Annotated in this window: 22 protein-coding genes and 1 riboswitch; of the genes, 10 read left to right on the top strand and 12 right to left on the bottom strand. The window is 67.9% G+C overall.

Annotated elements, in window-relative coordinates; genetic code table 11:
* The 8 genes from AC0IX4_RS13195 (at position 1) to gcvP (ending at position 7829) form a co-directional block, all read left to right on the top strand.
* Positions 1-609 (top strand): NUDIX hydrolase, encoded by a 609-nt coding sequence (locus AC0IX4_RS13195; protein WP_471829255.1) that lies wholly within the window; start codon positions 1-3, stop codon positions 607-609.
* Positions 610-645: 36 nt separating this feature from the next.
* A complete protein-coding gene (locus AC0IX4_RS13190; RefSeq protein WP_056074962.1) occupies positions 646-1266 on the top strand; it encodes a CDP-alcohol phosphatidyltransferase family protein in 621 nt (206 codons plus the stop codon).
* A gap of 124 nt (positions 1267-1390) precedes the next feature.
* Entirely contained in the window at positions 1391-1795 is a 405-nt protein-coding gene (gene gcvH, locus AC0IX4_RS13185) for a glycine cleavage system protein GcvH (protein WP_042573720.1), read from the top strand.
* Positions 1796-1981: 186 nt separating this feature from the next.
* Complete coding sequence (gene garA, locus AC0IX4_RS13180; RefSeq protein WP_042573719.1) at positions 1982-2482, top strand: glycogen accumulation regulator GarA; 501 nt, start codon at positions 1982-1984, stop codon at positions 2480-2482.
* Positions 2482-3222 (top strand): transcriptional regulator FtsR, encoded by a 741-nt coding sequence (gene ftsR / locus AC0IX4_RS13175; protein WP_471829253.1) that lies wholly within the window; start codon positions 2482-2484, stop codon positions 3220-3222. Before garA ends, ftsR begins: the two co-directional genes overlap by 1 nt.
* 121 nt (positions 3223-3343) lie before the next feature.
* Positions 3344-3820, top strand: a complete 477-nt coding sequence (locus AC0IX4_RS13170; protein WP_042573717.1) for a bifunctional nuclease family protein — start codon at positions 3344-3346, stop codon at positions 3818-3820.
* 247 nt (positions 3821-4067) lie between these two features.
* Positions 4068-4634, top strand: coding sequence for a MerR family transcriptional regulator (locus AC0IX4_RS13165; protein WP_156148818.1), 567 nt, complete (start codon positions 4068-4070; stop codon positions 4632-4634).
* 49 nt (positions 4635-4683) lie between these two features.
* Positions 4684-4801, top strand: a riboswitch (glycine riboswitch).
* A gap of 169 nt (positions 4802-4970) precedes the next feature.
* On the top strand, positions 4971-7829 hold the full coding sequence (gcvP, locus tag AC0IX4_RS13160; RefSeq protein ID WP_471829251.1) for an aminomethyl-transferring glycine dehydrogenase: 2859 nt from the start codon (positions 4971-4973) through the stop codon (positions 7827-7829).
* Positions 7830-7845: 16 nt separating this feature from the next.
* Here the strand turns inward: gcvP and AC0IX4_RS13155 are convergent, their stop codons facing one another.
* The 3 genes from AC0IX4_RS13155 to AC0IX4_RS13145 form a co-directional block, all read right to left on the bottom strand.
* Complete coding sequence (locus tag AC0IX4_RS13155; protein ID WP_471829250.1) at positions 7846-8988, bottom strand: metallophosphoesterase; 1143 nt, start codon at positions 8986-8988, stop codon at positions 7846-7848.
* A 32-nt stretch (positions 8989-9020) separates the two neighbouring features.
* Positions 9021-10751 (bottom strand): VWA domain-containing protein, encoded by a 1731-nt coding sequence (locus AC0IX4_RS13150; protein WP_471829249.1) that lies wholly within the window; start codon positions 10749-10751, stop codon positions 9021-9023.
* A gap of 124 nt (positions 10752-10875) precedes the next feature.
* Positions 10876-13053 carry a malate synthase G gene (locus AC0IX4_RS13145; protein WP_471829247.1) on the bottom strand — a complete coding sequence of 726 codons (2178 nt, stop codon included), beginning with the start codon at positions 13051-13053 and terminating at the stop codon, positions 10876-10878.
* Positions 13054-13193: 140 nt separating this feature from the next.
* On the opposite strand from AC0IX4_RS13145, the gene AC0IX4_RS13140 reads away from it, so the two are divergent.
* Positions 13194-14069, top strand: a complete 876-nt coding sequence (locus AC0IX4_RS13140; RefSeq protein ID WP_042573712.1) for an aldo/keto reductase — start codon at positions 13194-13196, stop codon at positions 14067-14069.
* A 4-nt stretch (positions 14070-14073) separates the two neighbouring features.
* Here the strand turns inward: AC0IX4_RS13140 and AC0IX4_RS13135 are convergent, their stop codons facing one another.
* The 9 genes from AC0IX4_RS13135 to AC0IX4_RS13095 form a co-directional block, all read right to left on the bottom strand.
* Positions 14074-14973 (bottom strand): 3-methyladenine DNA glycosylase, encoded by a 900-nt coding sequence (locus AC0IX4_RS13135; RefSeq protein WP_471829246.1) that lies wholly within the window; start codon positions 14971-14973, stop codon positions 14074-14076.
* Positions 14970-16061, bottom strand: a complete 1092-nt coding sequence (locus AC0IX4_RS13130; RefSeq protein ID WP_042573710.1) for a hemolysin family protein — start codon at positions 16059-16061, stop codon at positions 14970-14972. The genes AC0IX4_RS13135 and AC0IX4_RS13130 overlap by 4 nt, the downstream gene beginning before the upstream one ends.
* On the bottom strand, positions 16054-17448 hold the full coding sequence (locus tag AC0IX4_RS13125; protein WP_471829245.1) for a hemolysin family protein: 1395 nt from the start codon (positions 17446-17448) through the stop codon (positions 16054-16056). The genes AC0IX4_RS13130 and AC0IX4_RS13125 overlap by 8 nt, the downstream gene beginning before the upstream one ends.
* A gap of 333 nt (positions 17449-17781) precedes the next feature.
* Positions 17782-19218, bottom strand: coding sequence for a GuaB1 family IMP dehydrogenase-related protein (locus AC0IX4_RS13120; protein ID WP_471829243.1), 1437 nt, complete (start codon positions 19216-19218; stop codon positions 17782-17784).
* Positions 19219-19238: 20 nt separating this feature from the next.
* The gene (locus AC0IX4_RS13115; protein WP_042573707.1) at positions 19239-20117 is read right to left on the bottom strand and encodes a DMT family transporter; all 879 of its coding nucleotides are present in this window, start codon (positions 20115-20117) and stop codon (positions 19239-19241) included.
* 7 nt (positions 20118-20124) lie between these two features.
* Complete coding sequence (gene gndA / locus AC0IX4_RS13110) at positions 20125-21573, bottom strand: NADP-dependent phosphogluconate dehydrogenase (RefSeq protein WP_471829242.1); 1449 nt, start codon at positions 21571-21573, stop codon at positions 20125-20127.
* Between the two features lie 64 nt (positions 21574-21637).
* On the bottom strand, positions 21638-23248 hold the full coding sequence (locus AC0IX4_RS13105; RefSeq protein ID WP_471829240.1) for a DEAD/DEAH box helicase: 1611 nt from the start codon (positions 23246-23248) through the stop codon (positions 21638-21640).
* 359 nt (positions 23249-23607) lie between these two features.
* Positions 23608-24561, bottom strand: coding sequence for a M56 family metallopeptidase (locus AC0IX4_RS13100; RefSeq protein WP_471829239.1), 954 nt, complete (start codon positions 24559-24561; stop codon positions 23608-23610).
* Between the two features lie 45 nt (positions 24562-24606).
* On the bottom strand, positions 24607-24999 hold the full coding sequence (locus AC0IX4_RS13095; RefSeq protein ID WP_471829238.1) for a BlaI/MecI/CopY family transcriptional regulator: 393 nt from the start codon (positions 24997-24999) through the stop codon (positions 24607-24609).
* A 131-nt stretch (positions 25000-25130) separates the two neighbouring features.
* On the opposite strand from AC0IX4_RS13095, the gene AC0IX4_RS13090 reads away from it, so the two are divergent.
* Positions 25131-26429 (top strand): alpha/beta hydrolase, encoded by a 1299-nt coding sequence (locus tag AC0IX4_RS13090; RefSeq protein ID WP_471829237.1) that lies wholly within the window; start codon positions 25131-25133, stop codon positions 26427-26429.
* Positions 26430-26431 lie beyond the last annotated feature (2 nt).

Genomic DNA, 26431 nt, shown 5'->3' with positions numbered 1-26431 from the left:
ATGGACACACGGCTCGAACGTGCGGAGATCACCAGGGCGCTCGGCGCCTTCGATGCACGCGTGATCGAAGGCGGCGACGAACGACGCGCCTCGGTGGCGGTCGCCATCGGCGGAACGCCGGGCTCGCGGCACATGGTGCTGACCAAACGGCCCTCCCGGATGCGCGCGCATCCGGGACAGTTCGCCTTGCCGGGAGGTCGTGTCGACGACGGTGAATCACCGGCCGAGGCCGCTCTGCGCGAACTCGACGAAGAAGTCGGCGTCCGTGTGGGAGCGGAGCAGATCCTGGGCACGCTCGACGACTACCGCACACGGTCCGGGTACGTGATCCGCCCGTTCGTCGTGTGGATCGCCGACGTCTCCGTCGAGTTGACGCCCAACCCGGACGAGGTCGAATTCCTGTATCGCGTGTCCACCGACGAACTCGACGTGGACGCCCGCTTCGTCGACATCCCGGAATCACCACGGCCGGTGGTCCAATGGCCGTTCCGCACCACACTCGTCCACGCTCCGACCGGCGCCGTCGTCCATCAGTTCCGGGAGGTCGTCCTCGGTGGCCGGAGCACTCGGGTACACGACTACGAGCAGCCGGTGTTCGCGTGGCGGTAGCCCCGCTCCGGCGGTGAGGTGTGGAAAGCTCGGAGCATGACCGATCCGGTGTCCGACACCGCACGACACGTGATCGCCGACGTGGCGCACGATCGCATCGTCACGGTGCCGAACGCCCTGAGTCTCGTCCGGCTGATCGGCGTGCCGGTGTTCCTGTGGCTGCTGCTCGTCGAGCACGCCTACGGGTGGGCTCTGGTGCTGCTGTTGGTCAGCGGTGCGACCGACTGGTTGGACGGCAAGCTGGCGAGACTGCTCGATCAGTCCTCCGCGCTCGGTGCGCTCCTCGATCCGTTCGTCGACCGCCTCTACGTCGTGACGACGCTGGTGGGGTTCGTCATCGCCGGGATCCTCCCGTGGTGGGTGGCCCTCGTGCTGATCGGACGCGACGCGATCCTGGCGGCGACACTGCTGCTCTATCGACGTCGAGGTCTGGCGCCACCGGAGGTCATCTACCTCGGCAAGGCCGCCACGTTCGTCCTGATGAGTGCCTTGCCGTTCCTCCTCGCGGCGCGCGTCGACTGGTCCGGCGCCGACATCATCGAGGTTCCGGCGCTGGCGCTGCTGGTGTGGGGGACCGCGCTCTACATCTGGACGGGGGCGCTCTATCTCGCGCTCGCCCTGGGGCCCGTACGGCGGCTGCCTCTCGTCGGACGGTGACTCCCGCCTTGCGGACGGGGAAAGGACGCCAATACGCTCTGCGCAGAGCGTTTCTCGTCAGGACACATCGTTTCTGCCACTCCCACGACGTGTGGGCCGCTCGTGACGAAAGGACCCGGTTCACGTGAGCCAGACCGACATTCCCACCGAGTTGCGGTACACCGCCGAGCACGAGTGGATCCAGCGGACCGGCCCGACGACGGTGCGCGTCGGTGTCACCGATTTCGCGCAGTCCCAGCTGGGCGACGTCGTGTTCGTCCAGTTGCCCACCGAGGACGACGCGGTGTCCGCGGGGGAGTCCCTCGGCGAGGTCGAGTCCACCAAGAGCGTGTCGGACATCTATGCCCCGCTGTCCGCCAAAGTGGTTGCGGTGAACGGGGAGTTGGACGGTGACCCCGAACTGGTCAACTCCGACCCCTACGGCGCCGGATGGCTCGTCGACCTGTCGGTGGACTCCGAATCCGAACTCGACGACGCCCTCGAGTCCATGTTGGACGCCGAGGGATACGCGTCGATCACATCCACATAACAGCGGGGCAGGACGGCCGCGTAAGCGTGCCCACCGGGGCCGGTCCGCAAGGTACGGTCGGTAAGGTCCTCACGTGGTTCGCGCGGCACCCCGGTCGGGGAACCGCAGAACCGTCAGACAAGCGTGACAAGAGAATGTGCTGAATCGTCCCGTGGGTGAGGGGCGGTCAGATCGAGGAGGAGAAACGTGAGCGATAACGGCAACGACGGCGTGTACGGAGAATCCCCCGCGGAGACCACATCGGTCTTCCGAGCGGATTTCCTGAACGAGATCGACTCCGCAGCAGCGCCCCAGGGATCGTCCGAAGCACCGGTGTCCGGTGTCGAGGGCCTGCCTGTCGGTTCCGCCCTGCTGGTGGTCAAGCGCGGTCCCAACGCCGGGTCCCGTTTCCTGCTCGACCAGCCCACGACGTCCGCGGGACGCCACCCCGACAGCGACATCTTCCTCGACGACGTCACGGTCAGCCGTCGCCACGCGGAGTTCCGTCAGGACGACGAGGACTTCCAGGTCGTCGACGTCGGCAGCCTGAACGGCACGTACGTCAATCGTGAACCGGTCGACTCGGCCGTCCTCGCCAACGGCGACGAGGTGCAGATCGGCAAGTTCCGTCTCGTCTTCCTCACCGGCCCCAAGGGCCAGGCTGCAGGCGGACAGCTCGGCGAGACGTCTGCCGGCGCAGGTAGCTGATGACGGCTGTCGGGCAACAGTCCGGTGGTGGCATGTCGATCGGGTCCGTACTCGATCGACTGCGCCCCGACTTCCCCGACGTCACCATTTCGAAGATCCGTTTTCTCGAGGCCGAGGGACTGATCTCCCCGGAACGAACGGCGTCGGGTTACCGCAGGTTCTCCATCGAGGACTGCGAGCGGTTGCGGTACGTACTCACGGCTCAACGTGATCACTACCTTCCGCTCAAGGTGATCAAGGAGCAGCTCGACGCTCTGGACAGTCGGGCGACCGTCGCGGTGGTGGACGGTACGTCCGCACCGCGGAGCCCCCGGATCCTGGCGTTGGCACCCGGCAGCGTGTCGCCGACGGAGTTCCTGGGGGAGCGACGTGTCCGGATGAGCAGGGACGACCTGCTCACCCGCACGGGCGTCGAGGAGAGCTTCCTGCTCGAACTACAGAAGAGCGGACTCCTTACGGCCGGGCCCGCCGGCTTCTACGACGAGGAAGCGGTGGTCCTCGTGTCCACCGCGGCGGCGATGGCGCAGTACGGGCTCGAGGTCCGTCATCTGCGCGCGTTCAAGCTCGCCGCGGACAGGGAGGCGACCCTGCTGGCTCAGGTGGCAGGGCCCGTGGCCTTGGGCCGCGACGCGGGTGCCCGGGATCGCGCCGAAGAGTTGATCCGTGAACTCGCGGCCCTCTCGCTGTCGCTGCACACGTCGTTGGTCAAGTCCGCGGTCCACGGAATACTGGACAAGTAACTCCGGTCCACCGCACGGTCCGTCGCCGGATCGGTCGTCGGCGGTGCGGTCGATACACTGGAGTAGACGTCCGCGAGTCTGGTGAATCACGGTCGAGACACAGCAGCTGGGAGGCGGCGCAATGGGTGAGATGCGCGTGATCGGTATCCGGGTGGAGCAGCCGCAGAATCAGCCGGTCCTTCTGTTGCGGGAGTCGGATGGTGAACGCTACCTGCCGATTTGGATCGGTCAGACCGAAGCCACGGCCATCGCGTTGGAGCAGCAGGGTGTCCAACCCCCTCGTCCTCTGACGCACGATCTGATCGGTGACATCGTCACCGCTCTGGGTCGATCCCTGAAGGAAGTACGCATCGTCGACCTTCAGGAGGGCACCTTCTACGCGGACCTCGTGTTCGACCAGAACGTGCGGGTCTCGGCGCGCCCGTCGGACTCCATCGCGATCGCTCTGCGGGCCGGAGTTCCGATCTACGCGGAGGAGCCGGTTCTGGCCGAGGCCGGGCTCGTCATGCCGGACGAGCGCGAGGACGAGGTCGAGAAGTTCAAGGAATTCCTGGACACCATCTCGCCGGACGACTTCAAGGCGAGCGGCGGTTCATAACGATCGAGTCTCACCCTTGAGTTGAGGTTGAGGCTTACCGCGTGGCGCGTTGAATTCGCCCGAGTCTGTCCATAGCGTTCGGGTCGATGAAGGACGTGTCGTTCTTCTCGACGGGGGCGTATTCTCGACCTCGCCGTACGCCACGGATGTCGTCGTCGCACTCACCGATCAGGGGAGTGCGACCACAGTCGTCCGAGAGGGAGAAAAGCACGTGGCAGATCAGCCGCAGGAGCCGGAGCAGACGAACCTGCCGGCATCGAACGACGTGGACGAGGCCCAGCCAGGTCTGTTCCCCGACGATTCGGTTCCGGACGAGTTGGTCGGCTACCGGGTTCCCAGTGCGTGCCAGATCGCCGGCATCACCTACCGCCAGCTGGACTACTGGGCGCGGACCGGGTTGGTCGTACCGTCCATTCGTGGTGCTGCCGGTTCCGGTAGTCAGCGTCTCTACTCGTTCAAGGACATTCTCGTCCTGAAGATCGTCAAGCGGCTCCTGGACACCGGTATCTCGCTGCAGAACATCCGCGTGGCCGTCGACCATCTGCGACGACGCGGCGTCGCCGATCTGGCCCGCATCACGCTGTTCTCCGACGGCACCACGGTCTACGAATGCACCTCTGCCGAGGAGGTCGTCGATCTCCTGCAGGGCGGTCAGGGCGTCTTCGGTATCGCCGTCAGCGGTGCGATGCGCGAGCTCACCGGTGCCATCGCCGACTTCCCGGCCGAGCGCGCCGACGGTGGCGAGGCCCAGCCGACCCCCGAGGACGAGCTGGCGTCACGCCGCAAGAACCGGGCGAGCCGCAAGACCGGCTGACCGCCCGCACGCTACTTCCGGCGCCGGTCACATATACTCGACTCTGCGTCGACGCCGCACGGGAGAGCTTCGACCGGACACGTTCTTTCACCGAACGAGCCCGGGCGAGCGCCGAAGGAGCAGCACCTCTCCGTCAATCTCTCAGGCACCCGGACCGTGCGGGCTCCGACGCCTCTGGAAAGTGGTGGAATCGACCACCCGCCCACGGGGAAAGGCGCCGCTCGCGGTGACCGAATCTCTCAGGCGCCCCGCTGCGGCAGGGCATCACGACAGAGGGAGAGGGGCGCCTCTCCCTGCGTGTGGGGCGTGCACCTCGCCACCACCCCGGGAGTACACGTGACCGCCGAACCTCGCACACCCGAACTCCGCACGTTCGTCGACCGGCACATCGGTCCCGACGCCGACCAGACCGCACGTCTGCTCGATGTCATCGGGGTGTCGAGTCTGGACGACCTTGCGGCTGCCGCCGTTCCGGCCGACATCCTCGATGCAACGACCGACGGTATCGCCGCCGGGCTCGACGCTCTGCCGACTCCGGTGTCGGAGCACGAGGCGCTCGCCGAACTGGCTGCGCTCGCCGCGAGCAACACCGTCGCGACGTCCATGATCGGGCAGGGATACAGCGACACGCTGACGCCGCCGGTGCTGGTCCGCAACATTCTCGAGAACCCGGCCTGGTACACCGCGTACACGCCGTACCAGCCCGAGATCAGCCAGGGCCGACTCGAAGCCCTGCTCAACTTCCAGACGATGGTGTCCGACCTGACCGGGATGGACATCGCCAACTCCTCCATGCTCGACGAGGGCACCGCCGCGGCCGAGGCGATGACGCTGCTCCGCCGCGCGGGCAAGTCGAAGTCCCCGCGCCTGGTGCTGGACACGGACCTGTTCCCGCAGACGCGCGCCGTGATCGCGACGCGCGCGGAGCCGCTCGGTATCGACCTGGTCGACGCCGATCTCGCCGAGGGTCTGCCGGACGGTGACTTCTTCGGCGTCATCTCGCAGACTCCGGGAGCGTCCGGACGAATCGTCGATCTGACGTCCGTGATCGCCGACGCGCACGAGCGTGGTGCCCTGGTCGCCGTCGGAGCCGACCTGCTCGCCGCCACCCTGATCACCTCACCGGGTGAACAGGGTGCAGACGCCTGCTTCGGCACCTCGCAGCGCTTCGGCGTCCCGATGGGGTACGGCGGACCGCACGCCGGCTACCTGGCCGTGCGTACCGCTCATGCCCGTCAGCTCCCCGGCCGCCTCGTCGGAGTCTCCGTCGACGCCGACGGTGCCCCCGCCTACCGCCTCGCCCTGCAGACCCGCGAGCAGCACATCCGCCGCGAGAAGGCGACGTCGAACATCTGCACCGCACAGGTGCTGTTGGCCGTGGTCGCCGCGATGTACGGCAGTTACCACGGCGCCGACGGACTGACCTCGATCGCACGCCGCGTCGCCGGCCACGCAGCCTCGCTCGGCGCCGCGTTGACCGCCGGTGGCGTCACCGTCGTGCACGCGCACTACTTCGATACGGTGCTGGCCCACGTTCCCGGACGCGCGGCCTCCGTCGTCGCCGCTGCCAAGTCCGGTGCGGCGATCAACCTGCGTTTCGTCGACGACGACCACGTCGGTATCTCGTGCGACGAGGCAACCGTCGACGCGCATATCGACGCTGTGCTGCACGCCTTCGGAGTGACGACACCAGCCGAGCCGGCGGAGCCGGCGATCCCCGCGGAGTCGACGCGCACCACGGAGTTCATGACGCACCCGGCCTTCACGCGATACCGCACCGAGACGGCGATGCTCCGGTACCTGCGGGCGTTGTCCGACAAGGACATCGCGCTGGACCGCAGCATGATCCCGCTGGGTTCCTGCACCATGAAGTTGAACGCGACGGCCGAGATGGAACCCATCACCTGGCCGGGCTTCAACGGGGTGCACCCCTTCGCTCCCGCGGACGATGCGCCGGGCATGGCGCGGATCATCTCCGATCTCGAGGAATGGCTGGTCGCCGTCACGGGATACGACGCGGTCTCCCTGCAACCGAACGCCGGAAGCCAGGGTGAGTACGCAGGACTGCTCGCCATCCGCAACTACCACCGCAGCCGGGGCGACGACGGACGGACGATCTGCCTGATCCCGTCCAGCGCACACGGGACCAACGCGGCGTCCGCCGTCATGGCAGGAATGAAGGTCGTCGTCGTCGCCTGCCGTGTGAACGGCGATGTCGACGTCGACGACCTCCGCGCCAAGGTTGACCAGCACGCCGCGTCCCTCGCGGCGATCATGATCACCTACCCGTCCACCCACGGCGTGTTCGAGCACGAGATCGGCGACATCTGCGCCGCGGTGCACGACGCCGGTGGTCAGGTCTACGTCGACGGAGCCAACCTCAACGCGCTGGTGGGTGTCGCACGTCCGGGTCGTTTCGGCGGCGACGTGAGTCACCTCAACCTGCACAAGACGTTCTGCATCCCGCACGGCGGTGGAGGTCCCGGAGTCGGTCCGATCGGTGTGCGGTCGCACCTCACGCCGTTCCTGCCGGGTCACCCGTTCGTCGAGGGTCTCGGCGAGACGGGCGCGATCTCCGCAGCTCCCTACGGGTCCGCCTCCATCCTCCCGATCACGTGGGCGTACATCCGGATGATGGGTGCTGCCGGCCTGCGCCGCGCGACGCTCACGGCCATCGCGTCGGCCAACTACATCGCGCGTCGACTCGACGAGTACTTCCCCGTGCTCTACACCGGTGACCGCTCGATGGTGGCGCACGAGTGCATCCTGGATCTGCGGCCGATCACCAAACGCACGGGCGTCACGGTCGACGACGTCGCGAAGCGGTTGGCGGACTACGGGTTCCACGCCCCGACGATGAGCTTCCCGGTGTCGGGAACCTTGATGATCGAGCCGACGGAAAGCGAGAACCTCGACGAGATCGATGCTTTCGTGGACGCGATGATCTCCATCCGCGCCGAGATCGAACGCGTCGCGTCGGGTGAGTGGACCGTGGACGACAATCCGCTCCGGGGCGCACCGCACACCGCGCACTGCCTGGTCACCGAGTGGAACCACGCGTACTCCCGCGAAATTGCCGTCTACCCGGCGGGAACGTCTCGGCCGAAGGTGTGGCCGTCCGTGCGTCGCATCGACGGTGCACACGGCGACCGCAACCTCGTCTGCTCGTGCCCGCCGATCGAAGCCTTCGCCTGACCGTCGGGTCCGACCGTCAGCGCGCCGTCCGAAGCTCCAGCACGGAGATCTCGGGCGGCGCGCCGATGCGCACCGGAGGACCCCACGCGCCGGCGCCGCGCGTGGTGAACAGGGTGGTCCTTCCCACCGTGTCCAGCCCCTCGACCGACGGTTGCTGCAGCGGAACGAGATACACGATCGGCCAGATCTGACCGCCGTGCGTGTGCCCGGACACCTGCATGTCCACCCCGAGGTCCGACGCCTCGACAGCCTGCTTCGGCTGGTGCGCGACCAGTAACTGGAAATCGTCGGGGTCCGTGCCCTCGAGCGCCGAGGCCAGATCGGGTTCGTACGGTTCGGGTGCGGTGAGGTCCTCGATACCGACCAGGTCGATCGAGTCCACACCTCGATCCAGTCTCAGGGTCTCGTTGCGGAGCACGGTCAGTCCCAGCGAGTCGTACAGGTCCAACCACGCGCCTCCGTCACCGGCATAGAACTCGTGGTTCCCACTGGTGACGACGACGCCCTGCGGAGCCGACAGCTGGCTCAGCGGCTCGAGCGACGGCCCCACCAGGTCGACGGTGCCGTCGACGAGATCGCCGGCAACGATGATCAGATCGGGCTTCTCCGCCATCAGCGAATCGACGACACCCTGGACGAACGCGCGCCCTCGCGCCGGACCGACATGCAGATCGGATACGAGTCCCACGCGCATCCCGTCGAAGGACGGCGGAAGCGCCGACAGCTCTACGGTCGTCCGGGTGACACGCGGTGTGGCGGCCTCGACGACTCCGTACGCCACCGCCGCCACGGTGCTCACTACGAGCACCGCCGTAGACCGGCGTAGGAACGTGGCCCGCGCGCGAGAGGTGTCGCGGCGGGAGAGTCGTCCGGCGATGCGGACGACCATCGCGCCGAGCGCGAGGACGATCGCCCCGAGCGAGAGATAGAGCAACGCTGCCAACCAGGTCAGACCGGGGTACGCGACGTAGCGTGCCCAGGACGGGTTCAGGACTTCGCCGCTCCCGATGCCCATGACGGCCGCGGCCCAGAACAGGACGAGTACCAGGTCGGCGCCGTGGCGGGCGGTACCGGACAGCCGTGTGGCCACGACGAGGCGTCGGTGGAGCACGTAGGTGACGATCGCCAGAACGACGGCGAAGGTGAGCATGCGGATCACAGGGGGTGCCCTTCAGGAGCGGGTAGGGCGACTTACCGATCGGTCGAGAGTCGACCGAGGGTGGCGGCGAGCGTCGGATCGGACGACGACACCTCGACGAGTTCTCCACCCGTCTGCTGGGCAAGTGTGCGCAGAGTGTCGATGTCGGAGTTGTCCGTGAGGGAAACGACGTCGACGCGCACCGGCCGAGCCGGGTCGGACGCATCGGCGATGGATTGCAGGAAACGTGCGGACGAGATGGAGGTGTCGTCGTTGGGTCCGTCGGTGATGAGCAGAACCGAGTCGATTCCGTCACCACCCTTGTTCTGAACTGCCGACGCATAGGCAGCTTGCACCGACGCATACGTCGACGTCGCGGTGGCGGGCGTCAGTGAGGACAGTGACGCGTCCAGGGCAGCACGCGTGTCGGCGGTCAGGTCACCGAGCGGTTGTTCGACACGGTACGGGCGCGGTCCGTCCAGAGCTCTGCTGTAGGTCCACAATCCGACTCGTCCGACGTCGGGCACCGAGTCGATCGCTCCGCGAAGTGCCGCGGTGACATTCGCCAACCGTGTCGAACCGCCGTCGAGGGATTCCATCGACCCCGACACGTCGAGAAGCACGGTGGTGCTGGACGGACGCGTCGGCGATGCGAGGGTGGCCAGCACTGCTCGACGCGCGGCGGGATCGGTCACCGCTGCCGGTTGCCCGACGGCCGGGAACGTGAGGCCGGCGACGGGGGCCGGCGTGGTGTCGGTACCGCCGGAGGCAGCCGGGATCCGGAAACCCCGGTCGAGGAACGTCCGGTGCTGATCGGACGCGCGGGCGAACTCGGCGAACTCGGCGGCCGCGGCACGCTGCGTGTCGTCCGATCCGGACAGCACGACAGCGGGATGATCGGCGACGGGTGTGGCGCCGGCCGGCCGGAAGGCAGCAAGTTGCTGGCCTTCGGAGATGCGGCCGAAGAGCTGTTGCTCGGTGACGGGAACGGCGTGGACGGGCGCTGCCGCGGGATCCCCGGCCTGCACCATCGCATCGAGCGCGGCGTCGGTATCGGCAGGCGGGGTCGGCGCCGCCGACGAGGCGGCGCGGGACAACTGGGAGATCGCGGCGACGACGGCCGGGCTCGCGGCTTGTTCCGCGCTGGGAGCGCCGGTCGCCGCCGGATCCGCGGTCGCCGCAGCGATCGCCTCCACGGCTGCGGTCGTGGAGGGTGACGAGGGCAGTGCAGGACGAAGCGACCCCCAGCCGGTTGCCCCGATGGCATCGAGGGATTGCGACTGTGTGGCGAGACGTGGGAGATCCGCCCATCCCACGGCGGCGCCGCCGAGGGTGTCCGCGAGTTCCGGTGCGACCCCGAGTACGACGGGGCTGGTGGCAAGGGACCGCGGCGTGCTGTCGACCGAGCGGGCCGCAACGACCTCGGCGGCATCGCCCGACGACGTCGGGATCCACAGCGACGGTCGGGGACCGGCCTGCGACTCGTCGTAGTTCTCGGACGCCAGCGCCTGCGCGACCGCAGCGGACGGCGTCGCGGTGACCGTGGTGCTCACGCAGTGATCGCGTACGACCGGTGCGGTCGCGTCGTAGGCCGCGGCGACGCTGCGCACCGCGTCGACGATGTCGGGGTCGGCGGTGACAGCCAAGGTCGCAGGCCCCTCGACACACGCCTTGGCTGCCTGCTCGCCCTCGTTCACGATGCGATCCCGCAACGCGAACCACCCGAAGACGGCAGCGACGATCAGCACGAGGACGACGAGGACCACGATGGACCCGCGGCTCACGCCGCGTCGCCCTACCGTCGTGGATCCCGCCCGACGGTGCTCACCCATGTCGTCCCCGTGCCCTCTCGTGATGTCTGTGGAAACCCGGCTGCCCCCGGGTCCCCGTCGACCTCGAATCTACGGGTCAGGATGCCTCGGCAGCCTTGAACTCGCGGCGACGCGCGTGCAGGATCGGCTCCGTGTAGCCGTTGGGCTGACGAGTGCCCAGCAGGATCAGATCCTTGGCCGCGTTGAACGCGATGTTGTTCTCACTGTCCTGAGCCAACGGCCGATACGTGGGGTCGTCGGCGTTCTGACGGTCCACCACCGGCGCCATCCGGTTCAGCGATGCGACGACGTCGTCTTCGGAGACGATGCCGTGACGCACCCAGTTGGCCAGCAGCTGGCTCGAGATGCGAAGCGTCGCACGGTCTTCCATGAGTGCGACGTCCTCGATGTCCGGCACCTTGGAGCAGCCGACACCGTGGTCGATCCAGCGGACGACGTAGCCGAGGATCGACTGGCAGTTGTTGTCCAGCTCGTTCTGCTTCTCGGCGTCGGTCCACGACGTGTCCGCCGCCAGGGGGATCTCGAGGATGTCGTCGACGGATGCCCGCCTGGACTTCGCGATCTCTTCCTGGCGCGCGAACACGTCGACCTGGTGGTAGTGCGTCGCGTGCAGAGTCGCCGCGGTAGGGGACGGAACCCACGCGGTGTTGGCACCAGCCTTCGGGTGGTTGATCTTCTGCTCGAGCATGTCGTGCATGAGATCGGGCATCGCCCACATGCCCTTGCCGATCTGAGCCTTGCCCTCGAGGCCGGCCGCGAGGCCCGTGTCGACGTTCCAGTCCTCGTAGGCGGCGATCCACGTCTGCTTCTTCATCTCGGCCTTGCGCACGACGGCGCCCGCCTCCATGGAGGTGTGGATCTCGTCGCCGGTGCGGTCGAGGAAGCCGGTGTTGATGAACACGACGCGTTCCTTCGCCGCGAGGATGCAGGCGGCGAGGTTGACCGTCGTGCGTCGTTCCTCGTCCATGATGCCGACCTTGAGGGTGTTGCGAGGCAGCTCGAGCACGTCCTCGACGCGTCCGAACAGTTCGTTCGTGAAGGCGACCTCGTCGGGGCCGTGCATCTTGGGCTTGACGATGTAGAGCGATCCCGTACGGCTGTTGCTCAGGGCCACGCCCTCGGCGAGACTGTGCTTTCCGGTGAGCGAGGTCAGGATCGCGTCGAGGATGCCCTCGGGGATCTCGTTGCCGTCCTTGTCCAGGATCGCGTCCGTGGTCATCAGGTGTCCCACGTTGCGGACGAACAGCAGCGACCGACCGTGCAGGGTGAGCTCGGATCCGTCCAGAGCCGTGTACACCCGGTCCGGATTCATCGTGCGTGTGAAGGTCTTGCCACCCTTGGTGACCTCCTCGGCGAGGTCTCCGCGCATCAGTCCCAGCCAGTTGCGGTAGCCCAGCACCTTGTCGTCGGCGTCGACGGCCGCGACGGAGTCCTCGAAGTCCATGATGGCGGTGACAGCGGACTCGAGCACGACGTCCTTGACGCCGGCCGCGTCGGTCTTACCGATCGGGCTTTCCGCGTCGATCTGCAGTTCGAAGTGCAAGCCGTTGTGCACGAACAGGATTCCGGTGGGCGCGCTCGGGTCGCCGGTGTATCCGAGGAGAGCGTCGGGTGACGCGAGGCCCACCGTCTCACCGGAGGACAGCGTGACGGCGAGCGTGGATCCGTCGATCACGTACGCGGTGGCATCGACGTGCGAACCGGACGTGAGCGGGACGGAGTCGTCGAGGAAGCCGCGCGCGAACGCGATCACCTTGTCGCCGCGCACCTTGTTGTAGCCGGTGCCCTTCTCGGCACCGTCGGCCTCGGAGATGGCGTCGGTTCCGTAGAGCGCGTCGTACAACGATCCCCAGCGGGCGTTGGACGCGTTGATCGCGAACCGTGCGTTCAGCACGGGCACGACCAGCTGCGGCCCGGCGGTGGTGGTGATCTCGGTGTCGACGCCCTCGGTGGTGATGTGGAAGGCGGCCGGCTCGTCCTGCAGGTAGCCGATCTCCGACAGGAACGCCTTGTACTTCGCCTTGTCGTAGTCCGCGCCGGGATGCTCGGAGTGCCAGGCGTCGAGCTTGCCCTGGATGTCGTCGCGGACGTCGAGCAGCGCACGGTTCTTCGGTGCGAGGTCGGCGATGATGGAACCGACACCGGCCCAGAACGCGTCGGAATCAACTCCGGTACCCGGCAACGCCTGCTTCTCCACGAATTCGTGCAGCACAGCCGCCACCTGCAGATCGCCGACCTGAACGCGTTCGGTCATCACAGCCCCTCACTAGAATCGTCTACCGCGGCCACAGTGCCGCGCTGGATCGCCCCGATGTTACCCAGAGGTAGATCTCGCTCGTCGCGTCACCCGAGGTGCAGCGGAATAGAAGTCGTCCGCGCGGCGTCGTAACGCCTATGACTTCTTCCGACACCACAGCCCCGGCCCGCTCGTCGGGCACCTTCCTGCTCGGCGGCGACCTCGAGGTCGTCCGACTCGGATACGGCACGATGCAACTTCCCGGTGAGGGCGTCTGGGGTCCTCCTCGTGATCGGGACGAGGCGATCCGCGTCCTGCGTCGCGCGGTCGAACTCGGCGTCACCTTCTTCGACACCGCCGACAGCTACGGGCCCGAGGTGGCCGAAGACCTTCTCGCCGAGGCGCTTCATCCGTACGCGGACGACGTCGTCATCGCGACGAAGGCCGGCCTCACGCGGCAGGGACCGGGCCAGTGGAACCCGGTCGGTCGCCCCGCCTACCTCCGCCAGCAGGCCGAGCTCAGCCTGCGTCGTCTCGGACTCGACCGCATCGACCTGTTCCAGCTGCACCGCATCGACCCGGAGGTTCCCGTCGAGGATCAGGTCGGCGAGCTCAAGGCACTGCAGGACGAGGGCAAGATCCGCCACATCGGGTTGAGTCAGGTATCCGTCGACGAGGTGAAGCAGGCGCAGAAGGTCGCCGAGATCGTCTCCGTGCAGAACCTCTACAACCTCACCGACCGGTCCTCGCAGGAACTGCTCGACTGGTCCACCGAGCAGAACATCGGCTTCATCCCGTGGTTCCCGCTGGCCACCGGTCAGCTGACCGGCGAGGGCAGCCCGCTCACCGAACTCGCGACGCGTCACGGAGTGTCGGCGTCCCAGCTGGCACTGGCGTGGCTGCTGCGTCGCTCGCCCGTCATGCTGCCGATCCCGGGGACGTCCAGCGTCGGCCACCTCGAGGACAACGTGGCGGCCGCGGGGATCGAGCTCACCGACGACGAGTTCGAGGAACTGTCCGCGATCGGAGCATGACCTGTCAGGTGGTCGAGCGAGGTAGGGCGTCCAGCGCCCTGCCGAGCCGCCGCCGGAGATCCGAGCCGGACTCGGCGATCGCCGACTGGGCGCGCACGTACTCCGCGCGTCCGGTCGGCGTTTCTATGCGCACGGGGGAGTAGCCGTACTCCGTCAGGTCGTACGGGCTCGCCCGCATGTCGAGTTCGCGGGCAGTCATCGAGACGGCGAAGCAGTCCAGCAGCAGGTCCGAGGGCAGCAGCGGACCCAGCTTCGCGACCCACTTGTACAGATCCATCGACGCGTGCAGGCATCCGGGCTGCTCGGTGAGCAGACGGTGATCCGGAGTCAGCTCGAGCGAGTTCCTCGGAACCGCCTCCGGTGTGAAGAAGCGGAACGCGTCGTAGTGCGTGCACCGCAGCGGCATCGACTCCACGACGGCGTCGGTGCCGTCGTGTCCCAGCCGTAGCGGGACGTCGTGACGCAGGGCAGCGTCGCCCCCGCGGTAGACCATCGCCCATTCGTGCAGACCGAAGCAGCCCAACTGGGCCGGCCGAGCCGCCGTCCGCCGGACGAGTGTCGAGACGAAGTCCACCGCGGACCCTCGGCGTTCCAGGAGATCGGACGTGACCGTCACCGCGGGAACTCCCCGCACCGTCGTGTCCCCGTATCCGGAGCGCCCTCGATAGTCCTCGATGCCGTCCCCGGTCAGTGCCACTCCGAAGCCGGGATGCCACCGCCGCAGATGCGCCGGTTTCAGGCTGTAGTACGTGAAGAGGAAGTCGAGAACGGGGTGCGCGTGCCCCGCCGCGCGACGGTCGAGGTACTGCCCCACCAGGTCGTTCACCCGGTCGACGTGCGCCGCGCGACGACCGTGCCACTCGGCGGCGTCCAGCACGTCGAGGGTCTGCGCCGGCGCCGTCATGCGTTCCCGTCGGGTCCCGGCACGACGTCCTCGACGAGATGCGTTCCGTCGCGGACGGTACCCACGAACTCCTCGACGAGATCTTCGAGTGCGACGATGCCGATGGTGCCCTTACCGGACTCGACGACGGCGCCCAGATGGCTACGGCGTCGACGCAACCCCGCGAGCGCTTCGTCCAGCGGCGTACGGGCGTCGATGATCGGCAGGAGTCGGACATCGGAGCGGGGGATCACGGTGTCGCTGTCGGCGAGTGGGTCCGCCATCAGATCCAGCACATCCTTGATGTGCAGGTAGCCGATCAGACCGTCGACCTCGTCGCGGACCGGGTATCGGGAGAACCCGGTCTCGCGGACGGCGTCCTCGATGGCGCCGAGTGTCGGTCCCTTCGGACCGCAGACCACCGTTCGGGCCCGGTCGAGCGGGATGAGCACCTCGCGGACCGTGCGTCCCGACGTTTCGAGGGCCTGCGTCAGACGACGGTGCTCCTCCGCGTCGATGAGGCCTTCGGACCGCGACTCGCCGATCATGTCCGACAACTGGTCGGCCGACACGGCGGATTCGAGTTCGTCCTTCGGCTCCACGCGCAGCAGCCGCAGCGAGCCGTTCGCGCAGAGGTTGTAGAACGAGATCAGGGGCTTGGCGGCGCGCAGCCACCACAGATGGATCGGGACCAGCAGCATCGCCGTGGCCTCCGGTCCGGCGATCGCGATGTTCTTGGGAACCATCTCGCCGATCAGGATGTGCAGGATCACCACGATGGCCAGCGCGAGTGCGAAGCCGATGGGGTGCAGGAGGGATTCGGGCACACCGAGTACGTCGAACGGCTTCTCGATCAGGTGCGCGACAGCCGGCTCACCGACTCGACCCAGCAGGATCGAGCAGATCGTGATGCCCAACTGCGCGGCGGCAAGCATCATCGACAGGTTCTGGCCCGCTTCGATGACCGTCTGTGCGCGCTTCTTCCCCTGGACGACGAGACTCTCGAGCCGGTCGCGGCGCGCCGAGATCAGAGAGAACTCCGCACCGACGAAGAAGGCGTTCAACAGCAACAGCAGCACGGCGAGCAGCACCGCGTAGACGTCACCCATCGTGAGCCTCCGTCCGTGCGTCCGTCTCCGACCGCAATCGCGCCATCTCGTCCTCGGCCGCGGGACGGACCAGGATCCGGTCGATGCGACGACCGTCCATCGAGTCGACGCGGGCGATCCATCCGCCGGTATCGGTGGACTCGAGATCACCACTCGGAGCCGGGAGGACGACCTGGTCACCGGCGTCGGGTATGCGTTCGAACTGCGTCAGCACCAGGCCCCCGAGGGTGTCGTATTCGCCCTCGGGCGCCGCGTATCCGGTGAACTCGCCGACCTCGTCGATGCGGAGCAGCCCGGAGCACAGCCACCCGTCGGCGACGCGTTGCACGTCGACCTCGGGATTGTCGTGCTCGTCGCGGACGTCGCCGACGATCTCCTCGATCAGATCCTCCATGGTCACGATGCCGGCGGTGCCGCCGTACTCGTCCACGACGATGGCCACCTGCATACCGTCGGCACGCACCCGGTCCATTACGGTGTCACCGTCGAGGCTGGCGGGCACATTGGGCACTCGCTGGGCCAGAGACCGCACCGTGGTGGTGGCTCGCTCACCCGACGGGACGGTGAACGCATGCTTGATGTGGACGACGCCGAGAGTGTCGTCCAGATCCCCGGCGACGACCGGGAACCGCGAGAAGCCGGTGCGCGCTGCGGTGTCGATGAGATCGGCCACCGTGTCGTCCGCTGCGAGGGTCTCGATCTTCACGCGCGGAGTCATCAGTTCTTCCGCGCTGCGCTCACCGAACTGCAGTGATCTGTCCACGAGGAGCGCAGTGCGCTCGTCGATGGAGCCGTGTTCGGCGGAGGTCCGCACCAGCGATCCCAGTTCCTGCGGGGAGCGGGCCGAGCGCAATTCCTCCGCCGGTTCGACGCCCAGGCGTCGGACGACCCAGTTCGCGGATCCGTTCAGACCGTTGATGGCCCATTTGAACACCAGTGAGAACCCGGCCTGCAGTCCGGCGGTGGCCCGGGCGACCTTCATGGGATTGGAGATCGCCATGTTCTTCGGCACCAGTTCACCGAAGACCATCGACGCCGACGTGGCGATCAGCAGTGCCGCCACCAGCGAGATGACTCCGGCGACCGATTCCGACGCCCCGAGAGCCGTCGCCACGGGGGTGATGAACCGGGCGAGTACCGGCTCGGCGATGTACCCGGTGATCAGTGTCGTGATCGTGATGCCCAGCTGCGCACCGGAAAGCTGGAACGAGAGGGTCTTGTGCGCGTGCTGGACCTGCCGCGACCTCATGTCGCCGTCGCGAGCCGCGGCGTCGACCGTGCTGCGCTCGAGCGCGGTGAGAGAGAACTCCGCGGCGACGAAGATGGCTGTGCCGACCGTCAGAGCGACGAAGCCGACCAGGGACAGAACGGTGATCAGCGCGGTCATCCGCTCATCACCGCCGCGCGGACTCGCCTGTAGATGCCGGGTAGACCCGGCGACCTAGAGGATCCCTCCGATCGGGAACCGTCCTCGGCGGGGCTGTCGCCGCCGAGCGGGGGTGGGGACGTGGGGCCGGACCCTGCGGTCGGCGTCGTCGTGGGTGCCTCGGGCACCGGTGTCCTTCCTGTCGGAGTGCGGCTGCTCCTCGAGTGGAGGAGTCGGCACCGGCAAGTGCCGCGCACGCGCATCACAGCTGTACCCGCGAACGGGTGCCGCTATCGCCGTCATCGTATCGTCGCTGCGCCCTCGGCACCGACTCACCGGGGTGTGGCCGGTCGGTCACCAACCGGAGGGCAGTGGCCGTCCCTCCGCGAATCCCGCCGCGGACTGGATTCCCAGCACGGCGTCGCGGTGCAGTTCCTCGAGCGAGCGTGCCCCGGCGTAGGTGCACGTGCTGCGCACTCCGGCACAGATGTGGTCGATCAGATCCTCGACGCCGGGACGTTCGGGGTCCAGGCGCATCCGAGAACTCGAGATGCCCTCTTCGAACAGGCCCTTGCGCGCCTGGTCGAAGGCGCTGTCCGCGGCGGTCCTGGCGGCGACGGCGCGCTTGGACGCCATGCCGAAGCTCTCCTTGTAGGCGACCCCCGCGGAGTCGACACGCAGGTCACCGGGCGACTCGTGCGTACCGGCGAACCAGGATCCGATCATGACGTTCGATGCGCCTGCGGCGACAGCCAGAGCGACATCGCGCGGATGGCGTACGCCGCCGTCCGCCCACACGTGCTTGCCCAGAGCGCGAGCGGCGGCAGCGCACTCCTCCACCGCGGAGAACTGCGGGCGGCCGACCCCGGTCATCATGCGAGTGGTGCACATCGCACCCGGACCGACACCGACCTTCACGATGTCGGCGCCGGCCTCGATCAGATCCCGAGTGCCGGCTGCGGACACCACGTTGCCCGCGGCGAGGGGAACACCGAGATCGAGAGCGGCGACGATGCGCAGGGCGTCGAGCATCTTCTGCTGGTGGCCGTGCGCGGTGTCGAGCACGAGCACGTCGGCGCCGGCCTCGACCAGTGCCGCCGCTTTCGCGCCCACGTCGCCGTTGATGCCGACGGCCGCCGCGATGCGCAGCCGACCCTCGGAATCGGTTGCGGGACGGTAGATCCCGGCCCGGAGCGCTCCAGTGCGGGTCAGCACACCCGCCAGAGTCCCGTCGGACCCGGTGAGCACGGCGAGATTCTCGTGCCGGGACTCGAGCATCTCGAAGATCTCGCGGGGGCTGGTCTCGACGGAGGCCGTGACGAAGTCCTTGTCCATGACCGTCGACAGGCGCGCGAAGCGATCGACATCGCTGCAGGCGGCGTCGGACACCACGCCGACGGCCCGACCGTTCTCGACGACCACGACGACACCGTGCGCGCGCTTGGGCATCAGCGCCAGCGCATCCGACACGGAGTCCTCGGGCGTCAGCACCACGGGGGTGTCCGCTACCAGGTTGCGGCTCTTGACGAAGGCGACGGTCTCCGCGACCGCGGCCGTCGGGAGGTCCTGCGGGATGACGACGATGCCGCCGCGGCGAGCGACGGTCTCGGCCATCCGGCGACCTGCGACAGCCGTCATGTTCGCCACGACGATCGGAATGGTCGTTCCCGAGCCGTCGACGCTCGAGAGGTCCACATCGAAGCGGGAGGTGACGGTGGTGTGGTTCGGAACGAGGAAGACGTCGTCGTACGTCAGGTCGTAGGGCGGCCGTTGGTCACGAAGGAAATGCACGGGGCACAAGAGTACGCGATTCAGCGGTGGCGAGTCGCCGCGTCGGGCGTGGGTGCGTGCTCACGCCCCTGCTCACGCGAGAGGACCACGGTGGTGACGACCATCGCGAGTGCCGCCGCGACGACGATCGGCCCCCGCGCGCCGTCCATCGTGATGCGCTCGTCCAGCACGACGACCCCCAGGAACACCGCTGCCAACGGCTCGCACACCGTCACGGCCGGGAGCGAGGCCGCCAGCGGACCGGCCTGGAAGGCCCGTTGTTGGAGATAGAAGCCGGCCACGCCCGACGCCACCAGCGCGTACGTCTGCCAGGCGGCGAGGGCTCCCAGGGGATCTGCCTCCACCAGGTCCGTCACGTACTTGGTGAACGCCACCGCGACACCGAACAGCAACCCGCCGCCTATCCCGAGGAACAGCGCCGCGCGGCCGCTGTCGTTCACGGCGGCACCGGCTACCGCGCCGATCAGCGCGATCACCACCACGGCCGCGACGGGTAACGCCCACTCCGACAGCGGTGCGTTCGAGTTGCCCTCCGTGGGATCGCCCACCGCAACGAACGCGACGAGGGCGGTGGTGAGGCCGACTGCGGACAGCCACGTGGCCCGGCGCATGCGGAGCCCCGAATACTTGGCCGCCAGGGGAAGCGCGAAGAGCAGCATGCTGACCAGGAGAGGCTGCACGACGCTGACCGATCCCACCGCCAGGGCGGCGACCTGGACCAGATAGCCACCCAGATCACCGACGACCCCCGCCCACCACCGAGGGCTGGTGGCGAGGCCGGACACGAGAGAACGCCCGTCCTGGACTGCCGAGGCCGCGCTCTGCTGCGCCACCGCGGCGCAGGCGAAGAGGAACGCAGCCACCAGCGACAGCAGAACTGCCAGGACGGGCGAACTCACGGGTGTGTCAGGCTTCGATCTCGGAGCGGTCCTCGCTCCACAGCGTGTGGAACTTGCCCTCGGCGTCGATGCGCTCGTAGGTGTGCGCGCCGAAGAAGTCACGCAGACCCTGCGTCAGCGCGGCAGGCAGACGCTCCGCGCGCAGTCCGTCGTAGTACGACAGGGCGGATGCGAAGCCGGGCACCGGGATACCGAGAAGTGTCGCCGTGGACACGACACGGCGCCAGCTGTCGACGGCGTTCTCGATCGCGTCACGGAAGTACGGCGCCAGCAACAGTGCGGGCAGTTCCGGGTTCTCGTCGTAGGCATCCTTGATGCGGTTGAGGAACCGGGCACGGATGATGCATCCACCGCGCCAGATGGTGGCGAGGTCGCCGGGGTGCAGGTTCCAGTCGTATTCGGCCGAGCCTGCGGCGATCTGATCGAAGCCCTGCGAGTAGGCGACGACCTTGGAGGCGTACAGCGCGGAGCGGATGTCCTCGGTGAAGGTTTCGATGTCCTCGGGCATCGCCGACAGCGTTCCCGACGCCAGACCCTTGGACGCCTCGCGCTGTCCGCGTGCGCCCGACAGCGCGCGGGCGAACACGGCCTCGGCAATTCCTGTGACCGGGACGCCCAGGTCCAGCGCTGCCTTGACGGTCCAGCGGCCGGTGCCCTTCTGCTCGGCGGCATCGACGATGACGTCGACGAGAGGCTTGCCCGTCTTCGCGTCCTTGTGGGAGAGAACCTGCGCGGTGATCTCGACCAGGTAGCTCTCGAGGTCGCCCTCGTTCCACTGCCGGAACACGTCGGCGACGGCATCGGGGTCCATGCCCAGCGCGTCGCGGAGAAGGTTGTAGGCCTCACCGATCAACTGCATGTCGGCGTACTCGATGCCGTTGTGCACCATCTTGACGAAGTGGCCGGACCCGTCCGGGCCGATGTGGGTGCAGCACGGGGTGCCGTCGACATGGGCGGAGATCGATTCCAGCAGCGGTCCGACCGACTCGTAGGACTTCGCGGGTCCGCCCGGCATGATCGACGGGCCGTTCAATGCGCCCTCTTCACCGCCGGAAATTCCGGCGCCGATGAACAGAAGGCCGCGGTCCTTCAGCGAGGACTCGCGGCGGATGGTGTCCGTGTAGAGGGCGTTTCCGCCGTCAATGATGATGTCGCCCTCGTCCATGACACCGGCGAGTTCCTCGATGACGGCGTCGGTGGGGTCTCCGGCCTTGACCATGATGACGACCTTGCGCGGCTTCTCGAGACTTGCGACGAAGTCCTTCACGCTCTCCGAGGCGACGAAGGTTCCGTCACCACCGTGGGTGTCCAGGAGCGTCTGCGTCTTGGCGTAGCTGCGGTTGTGCACCGCCACCGTGTGTCCGTGCCGGGCGAAGTTGCGCGCCAGGTTCGATCCCATGACCGCGAGTCCGGTGACACCGATCTGAGCGAGAGGAGTGGATTCAGAGGAAGTCATTCCCCCAGCTTTCCCTGCCCGGCCCCGACGCGAAAGTCGGGGCCGGACAAGGAGGGTGTAGCTGTCAGTCGCGCGCGGTGCCCGCAGCGCGGCTGCGGAAGCCGCCGGAGCGTGAATCCGTTGCGCCCGAACGGTTTTCGTCGCGTCCGCGGTAGCCGCCACTGGACTCGCCGCCGCGGTAGCCGCCGGTACGGTTCTCGTCGCGGCCCTTGTAGCCACCACCGCTGGACTCGCCGCCGCGGTAGCCGCCGGTGCGGTTCTCGTCGCGGCCCTTGTAGCCACCGCTCGATTCGCCGCCGCGGTAGCCGCCGGTGCGGTTCTCGTCACGGCCCCGGTAACCACCGGAGTCGCCGCCGCGGTAGCCACCCGTACGAGGTGAACCCGATGCGCCGAAACGCGACGGGCCGCTCGGACGCTCGCGACGCGGTGCCTCGCGCACCGGCTCGCCGGACGGTGCCTTGGCACCGGTGATCGAGCCGAGCTCGGCCGAACCGGGGGAGACGTCGACGGACTTGACCTTGACGCCGGCCTGACCGGTCAGGCGGCTGATGATGCGTCGCTGGTTGGGCAGCGCGATGGCGACGACGGTGCCCGCAGCGCCGGCGCGAGCCGTACGGCCGGCGCGGTGCATGTAGTCCTTGTGATCCGCGGGCGGATCGACGTGGACGACCAGGTCGATGCCGTCGACGTGGATGCCGCGTGCAGCGACGTCCGTGGCGACGAGCACCGGGGTGCGACCGCTCTTGAAACGATCGAGAACGCGAGTGCGCTGGTTCTGCGCCTTGCCGCCGTGCAGCGACTCGGCGTGGATGCCGACGGCGCGCAGACGGTCGGTGATGCCGTCGCAGCCGAGCTTGGTGCGGGCGAACATGATGGTCCGGCCACCCTCGCGAGCAGCGATCTCGGACAGGACGATGTCCTTCTGACCGCGGCCGACGTTCAGGATGTAGTGATCCATCGACTCGACGGCAGCCTTGCTGTCACCGGTCGAGTGCTGCACGTGGTCGGCCAGGAACTGGCGGACCAACGACTGCACCTCACGGTCGAGCGTGGCGGAGAACAGCATGCGCTGGCCACCGTTCGCGGTCTGTCCGAGGATGTCGCGCACCTCGGGCAGGAAGCCCATGTCGGCCATCTGGTCGGCCTCGTCGAGTGCGGTGATCTCCACTGCCTCGAGGATGCAGGTGCCCTGACGCAGGTGGTCGCCGAGGCGTCCGGGGGTGGCGACGAGAACGTCTACGCCGCGACGGAGCTGATCGGCCTGCCGACCGAAGGGGGTGCCGCCGACGGCCGGACGCACGCTCAGTCCGAGGACGGTGGCGTAGGACTGCAGCGAATCGACCACCTGGAAGGCGAGCTCACGGGTGGGAACCAGAACGAGTGCACGGGGGCGCTTCGCGGCGGGCTTGACGCCGGCTTCCGCGAGGCGGGTGAGCATCGGGAGACCGAAGGCGAGGGTCTTGCCCGAACCGGTCTGCGCACGGCCCAGGACGTTACGTCCGCCGAGTGCGTCGGTGATGGCCATCTTCTGGATGGGGGAAGGAACGGTGATGCCGTTCTTCGCGAGTGCCGCAACGATGGCTGCGGGAAGACCGAGATCGGAAAACGTGGTCTCGGTGCTGGTCGCATCTTCGGGGGTGCCGTCGACGGTGGTGGTATCGACCGACTCGGCCACGGGGCCGGTGGTGCTGGTAGCAGAATCAGAAACGGGTGTAGCGCTGGTCAACGCGGTGGTACCTCTCGGGGTTGCAGGCGCGTCGCCACGCAGCAACGAATGATCACCGCGCAGCAGTAACGAGCCAGGGCACACATCACCTGGTCATCGATGCGCAAGCGGAGCTCGGGCGCAATGTGAGGTGTCTTGTCGTCCGTACGGTGCGGGAGTTCGATGAACTCGCGCTGTCCGACGGCGAAGTTTGTGCCATATCGACTAACGGATGGTTCTGATGAACCAAGGACAACCCTACGCGATGGGCGCTCCACATGCCGACTCGTGTGAGCCAGTCGACTCGCGGGGTGTCAGGGGACGGAGTGTCAGGGTCGGTGCTGGAGCAGCCGGTTCAGCTCGGTCAGCCACGGCACGGCGACGTAGATCGTCGGGACCACGAGGATGGCGGCCGACGCCAGGTACGCCAACGGGGCGACGCCGGGTGTCGAGCCCGGGGTGGCGAGGCGGCGGACACGGACCAACGTGCTGGGACCACCCGCCGCGAGCGCACCTCGTGGAGCCGAGGATCCCGAACACGCGACCAGGGCTCGAGCGAGGGGCCGGGGCCCGGTGACGCGGACCGCGGAGTCGTCCGCGAGAAGTTCGACGAGCAGCTGGACCGAACCCAGGGCCGAGCGACTACGCACGAAGTACGGGAACGCCTGGTTGACGGCCATGAAAGCTTCGAGGACCAGGTCGTGGCGCGCGCGCAGGTGCGACCGCTCGTGGGTGAGGATGGCGGCGAGCTCGTCGTCGTCCAGGTTGGACAGTGTGCCTTCGCTCAGGACGACACGTTGCCGGAGCCCGGGCAGGCAGTAGGCGATGGGATCGAGAGTATCCAGGACGCGGACGTCGGTGCCGTGCGGACTGACCTGATCGGCGCTGCGGTCGAGGATGTCGACGAGTGTGCGGTGCCGAGCGCGCCGTCGCCTCGTCTTCACGGCCACCAGGGACGTGGCCCAGAGCAGTCGAGCGCCGATGACGAGGGTGATGGCGAGCACGGAGACGTAGAGGATCCACACGGGAAGTCCGAGAGCGTCGATCTCCGCGGTGGGGGAGGTGGTGGGGCGACCGTCGGCCCCGGGAACGAGCAGCTGACTGGCGATGGCCAGCCCCGAACTGAAGGCGGAGAGCACGGCGGCCAACGCGATGGCCTGCCAGAGGACGAGAGCTGCGCGCGGAGTGCGGTGCGGCCATGTGGCGCGGGCCAGCAGTGCGGGAACGGGGCCCGCCAGAATCAACGCGAGTACCGCGAAGATCACTGCTGTCGGTGCGTTCATGTCCTCACCGTCGGTGCCGAAGTGGTGATGAGCCTGCCTGGTCGCTCAGACGGTCCCGCGTCGGGAGTCGTCCTGCTTCTCCAGCGCTGTGAGCGCCTCACGGAGTGCTGCGGCCTCGTCGGCGCCCACCTGGCCGACGAAATGCACGAGCGCAGCAGCGCGGCCTCCGGATCGATCCGCCTGTTGGAGAGCGTCGACCATGAGGCTCGCGACAAGTTCCTCGCGCCCATGTACTGGAGCGTACCGATGGGCGCGGTCGTCCCGCTGCTGGGTGACGAGCTTCTTCTTCGCCAGACGCTGCAGCACGGTCATCACCGTGGTGTAGGCGAGTTCGCGCTTCTCCGCGAGTGCCTCGTGCACCTGGCGCACGGTCTGTGGCTCCGAACTCGACCACAAATGTTCCATCACTGCTCGTTCGAGATCGCCCAGGCCTGCCATTCCGGAAATGATACGTCTCCTCCGACGCGAATGCGTACTACAGGGTGTAGCAGCGGGTCGTCGCACGTGAACGCGGCGCGGCGCGCTCGCAACGCGCGCCGTCGGACGGGCGCCGCGGCTACTGTTGCGCCGTGGCAATCCTGGACACGTCGTTGGTCAGCGGACCCGTTCCGATCGTCGTCACGGTGGCCGGTGTCCTGGGTCTGGTGTGGCTCGTTCTCGCCCGCAGTCGACGGCATCTGACCCGTGCCGTGCCGATCACCCTCGTGATCGCCGCAGCACTGACCGTCGCATCCTGGGTGATCATCGAGAAGATCTGGCGCGTGTTTCCCGATCCGGTGGAGATCTCCGTCTACGTGTGGGTCGGACTCGGTGTGTTCGGGCTGCTGCTGACGGTTCCTCGCCTGCTCGCCGCAGCACGGTGGTGGTCCAAGGTGATCACCGTCGTCGCGCTGATCGCGGTCGTCGCGACCGCGGCAGCTCAGGTCAACCTCGTCTTCGACGCCTACCCGACCGTCGGCACAGCAGTCGGCATCTCCTCGGTCGAGGAGGTCGGCGTCGACGAGGTGACCGGGCGCACTGCCGATCCTGTGACCGGCACTCCGCTCGAGGCGTCGTGGACCGCCCCCGCCGAGATGCCGGCGGGAGGCCGCATCCTGGACGCGCCGATCCCCGGCACGGCATCCGGCTTCTCGGCCCGCGACGCCAAGGTCTACCTGCCGCCGGCCTACTTCACCGACCGGCGCCCGCTGCTCCCCGTCCTCGTGCTGATGGCCGGACAACCGGGCTCACCCGACGACTGGCTCACCGGCGGGCGCCTGGTCTCGACGATGGATCGCTTCGCGGAACAGCACAAGGGTCTGGCGCCGGTGGTGGTCGTCGCCGACGCCACCGGGTCGACCATCGCGAATCCTCTGTGCGTCGACTCGCCGCTCGGCAATGTGGCCACGTATCTGTCGAAGGACGTGCCGGCCTGGGTGAACTCCACGCTGCAGGTGGATCCGGACCCGAAGCACTGGGCGGTCGGTGGACTCTCGTACGGCGGCACGTGCGCGCTGCAGATGGCCACGAACTACCCGGCGATCTATCCCACGTTCCTGGTGCTGTCCGGACAACTCGAGCCGACGCTCGGCGACAAGCAGCGCACTCTCGACGCGGCGTTCGGAGGCAGCGAAGCCGCCTTCGAGGCCGTGAACCCGATGAACCTGATGGCATCGACACAGTTCCCCGACACCGCCGGTGTGTTCGTCGTCGGTGCGAGCGACCCCGACTACCAGAAGTCGGCGCAGCAATTGCTCGCCGCCGCACAGAAAGCCGGTATGAACGTGCAGTACGCGGAGGTCCCCGGTGGACACAGTTACGAAACCTGGTCGGCCGGATTGGAACTCGAAATCGGCTGGTTGGCAACGCGTCTGGGGCTCACCTCGTGACC

This window comes from Rhodococcus sp. AC861 (genome assembly GCF_979256035.1).
Note: the sequence above shows the minus strand (reverse complement) of the source record. Positions and strands in the feature narration are given on the sequence as shown.

Coding starts and splice junctions, on each gene's coding strand:
- AC0IX4_RS13140 (WP_042573712.1), top strand. CDS start 13,194: ATGACTTCTTCCGACACCACAGCCCCGGCCCGCTCGTCGGGCACCTTC.
- AC0IX4_RS13135 (WP_471829246.1), bottom strand. CDS start 14,973: ATGACGGCGCCGGCGCAGACCCTCGACGTGCTGGACGCCGCCGAGTGG.
- AC0IX4_RS13145 (WP_471829247.1), bottom strand. CDS start 13,053: ATGACCGAACGCGTTCAGGTCGGCGATCTGCAGGTGGCGGCTGTGCTG.
- AC0IX4_RS13130 (WP_042573710.1), bottom strand. CDS start 16,061: ATGGGTGACGTCTACGCGGTGCTGCTCGCCGTGCTGCTGTTGCTGTTG.
- AC0IX4_RS13125 (WP_471829245.1), bottom strand. CDS start 17,448: ATGACCGCGCTGATCACCGTTCTGTCCCTGGTCGGCTTCGTCGCTCTG.
- AC0IX4_RS13100 (WP_471829239.1), bottom strand. CDS start 24,561: ATGAACGCACCGACAGCAGTGATCTTCGCGGTACTCGCGTTGATTCTG.
- AC0IX4_RS13095 (WP_471829238.1), bottom strand. CDS start 24,999: ATGGCAGGCCTGGGCGATCTCGAACGAGCAGTGATGGAACATTTGTGG.
- ftsR (WP_471829253.1), top strand. CDS start 2,482: ATGACGGCTGTCGGGCAACAGTCCGGTGGTGGCATGTCGATCGGGTCC.
- gndA (WP_471829242.1), bottom strand. CDS start 21,573: ATGACTTCCTCTGAATCCACTCCTCTCGCTCAGATCGGTGTCACCGGA.
- AC0IX4_RS13170 (WP_042573717.1), top strand. CDS start 3,344: ATGGGTGAGATGCGCGTGATCGGTATCCGGGTGGAGCAGCCGCAGAAT.
- AC0IX4_RS13195 (WP_471829255.1), top strand. CDS start 1: ATGGACACACGGCTCGAACGTGCGGAGATCACCAGGGCGCTCGGCGCC.
- AC0IX4_RS13190 (WP_056074962.1), top strand. CDS start 646: ATGACCGATCCGGTGTCCGACACCGCACGACACGTGATCGCCGACGTG.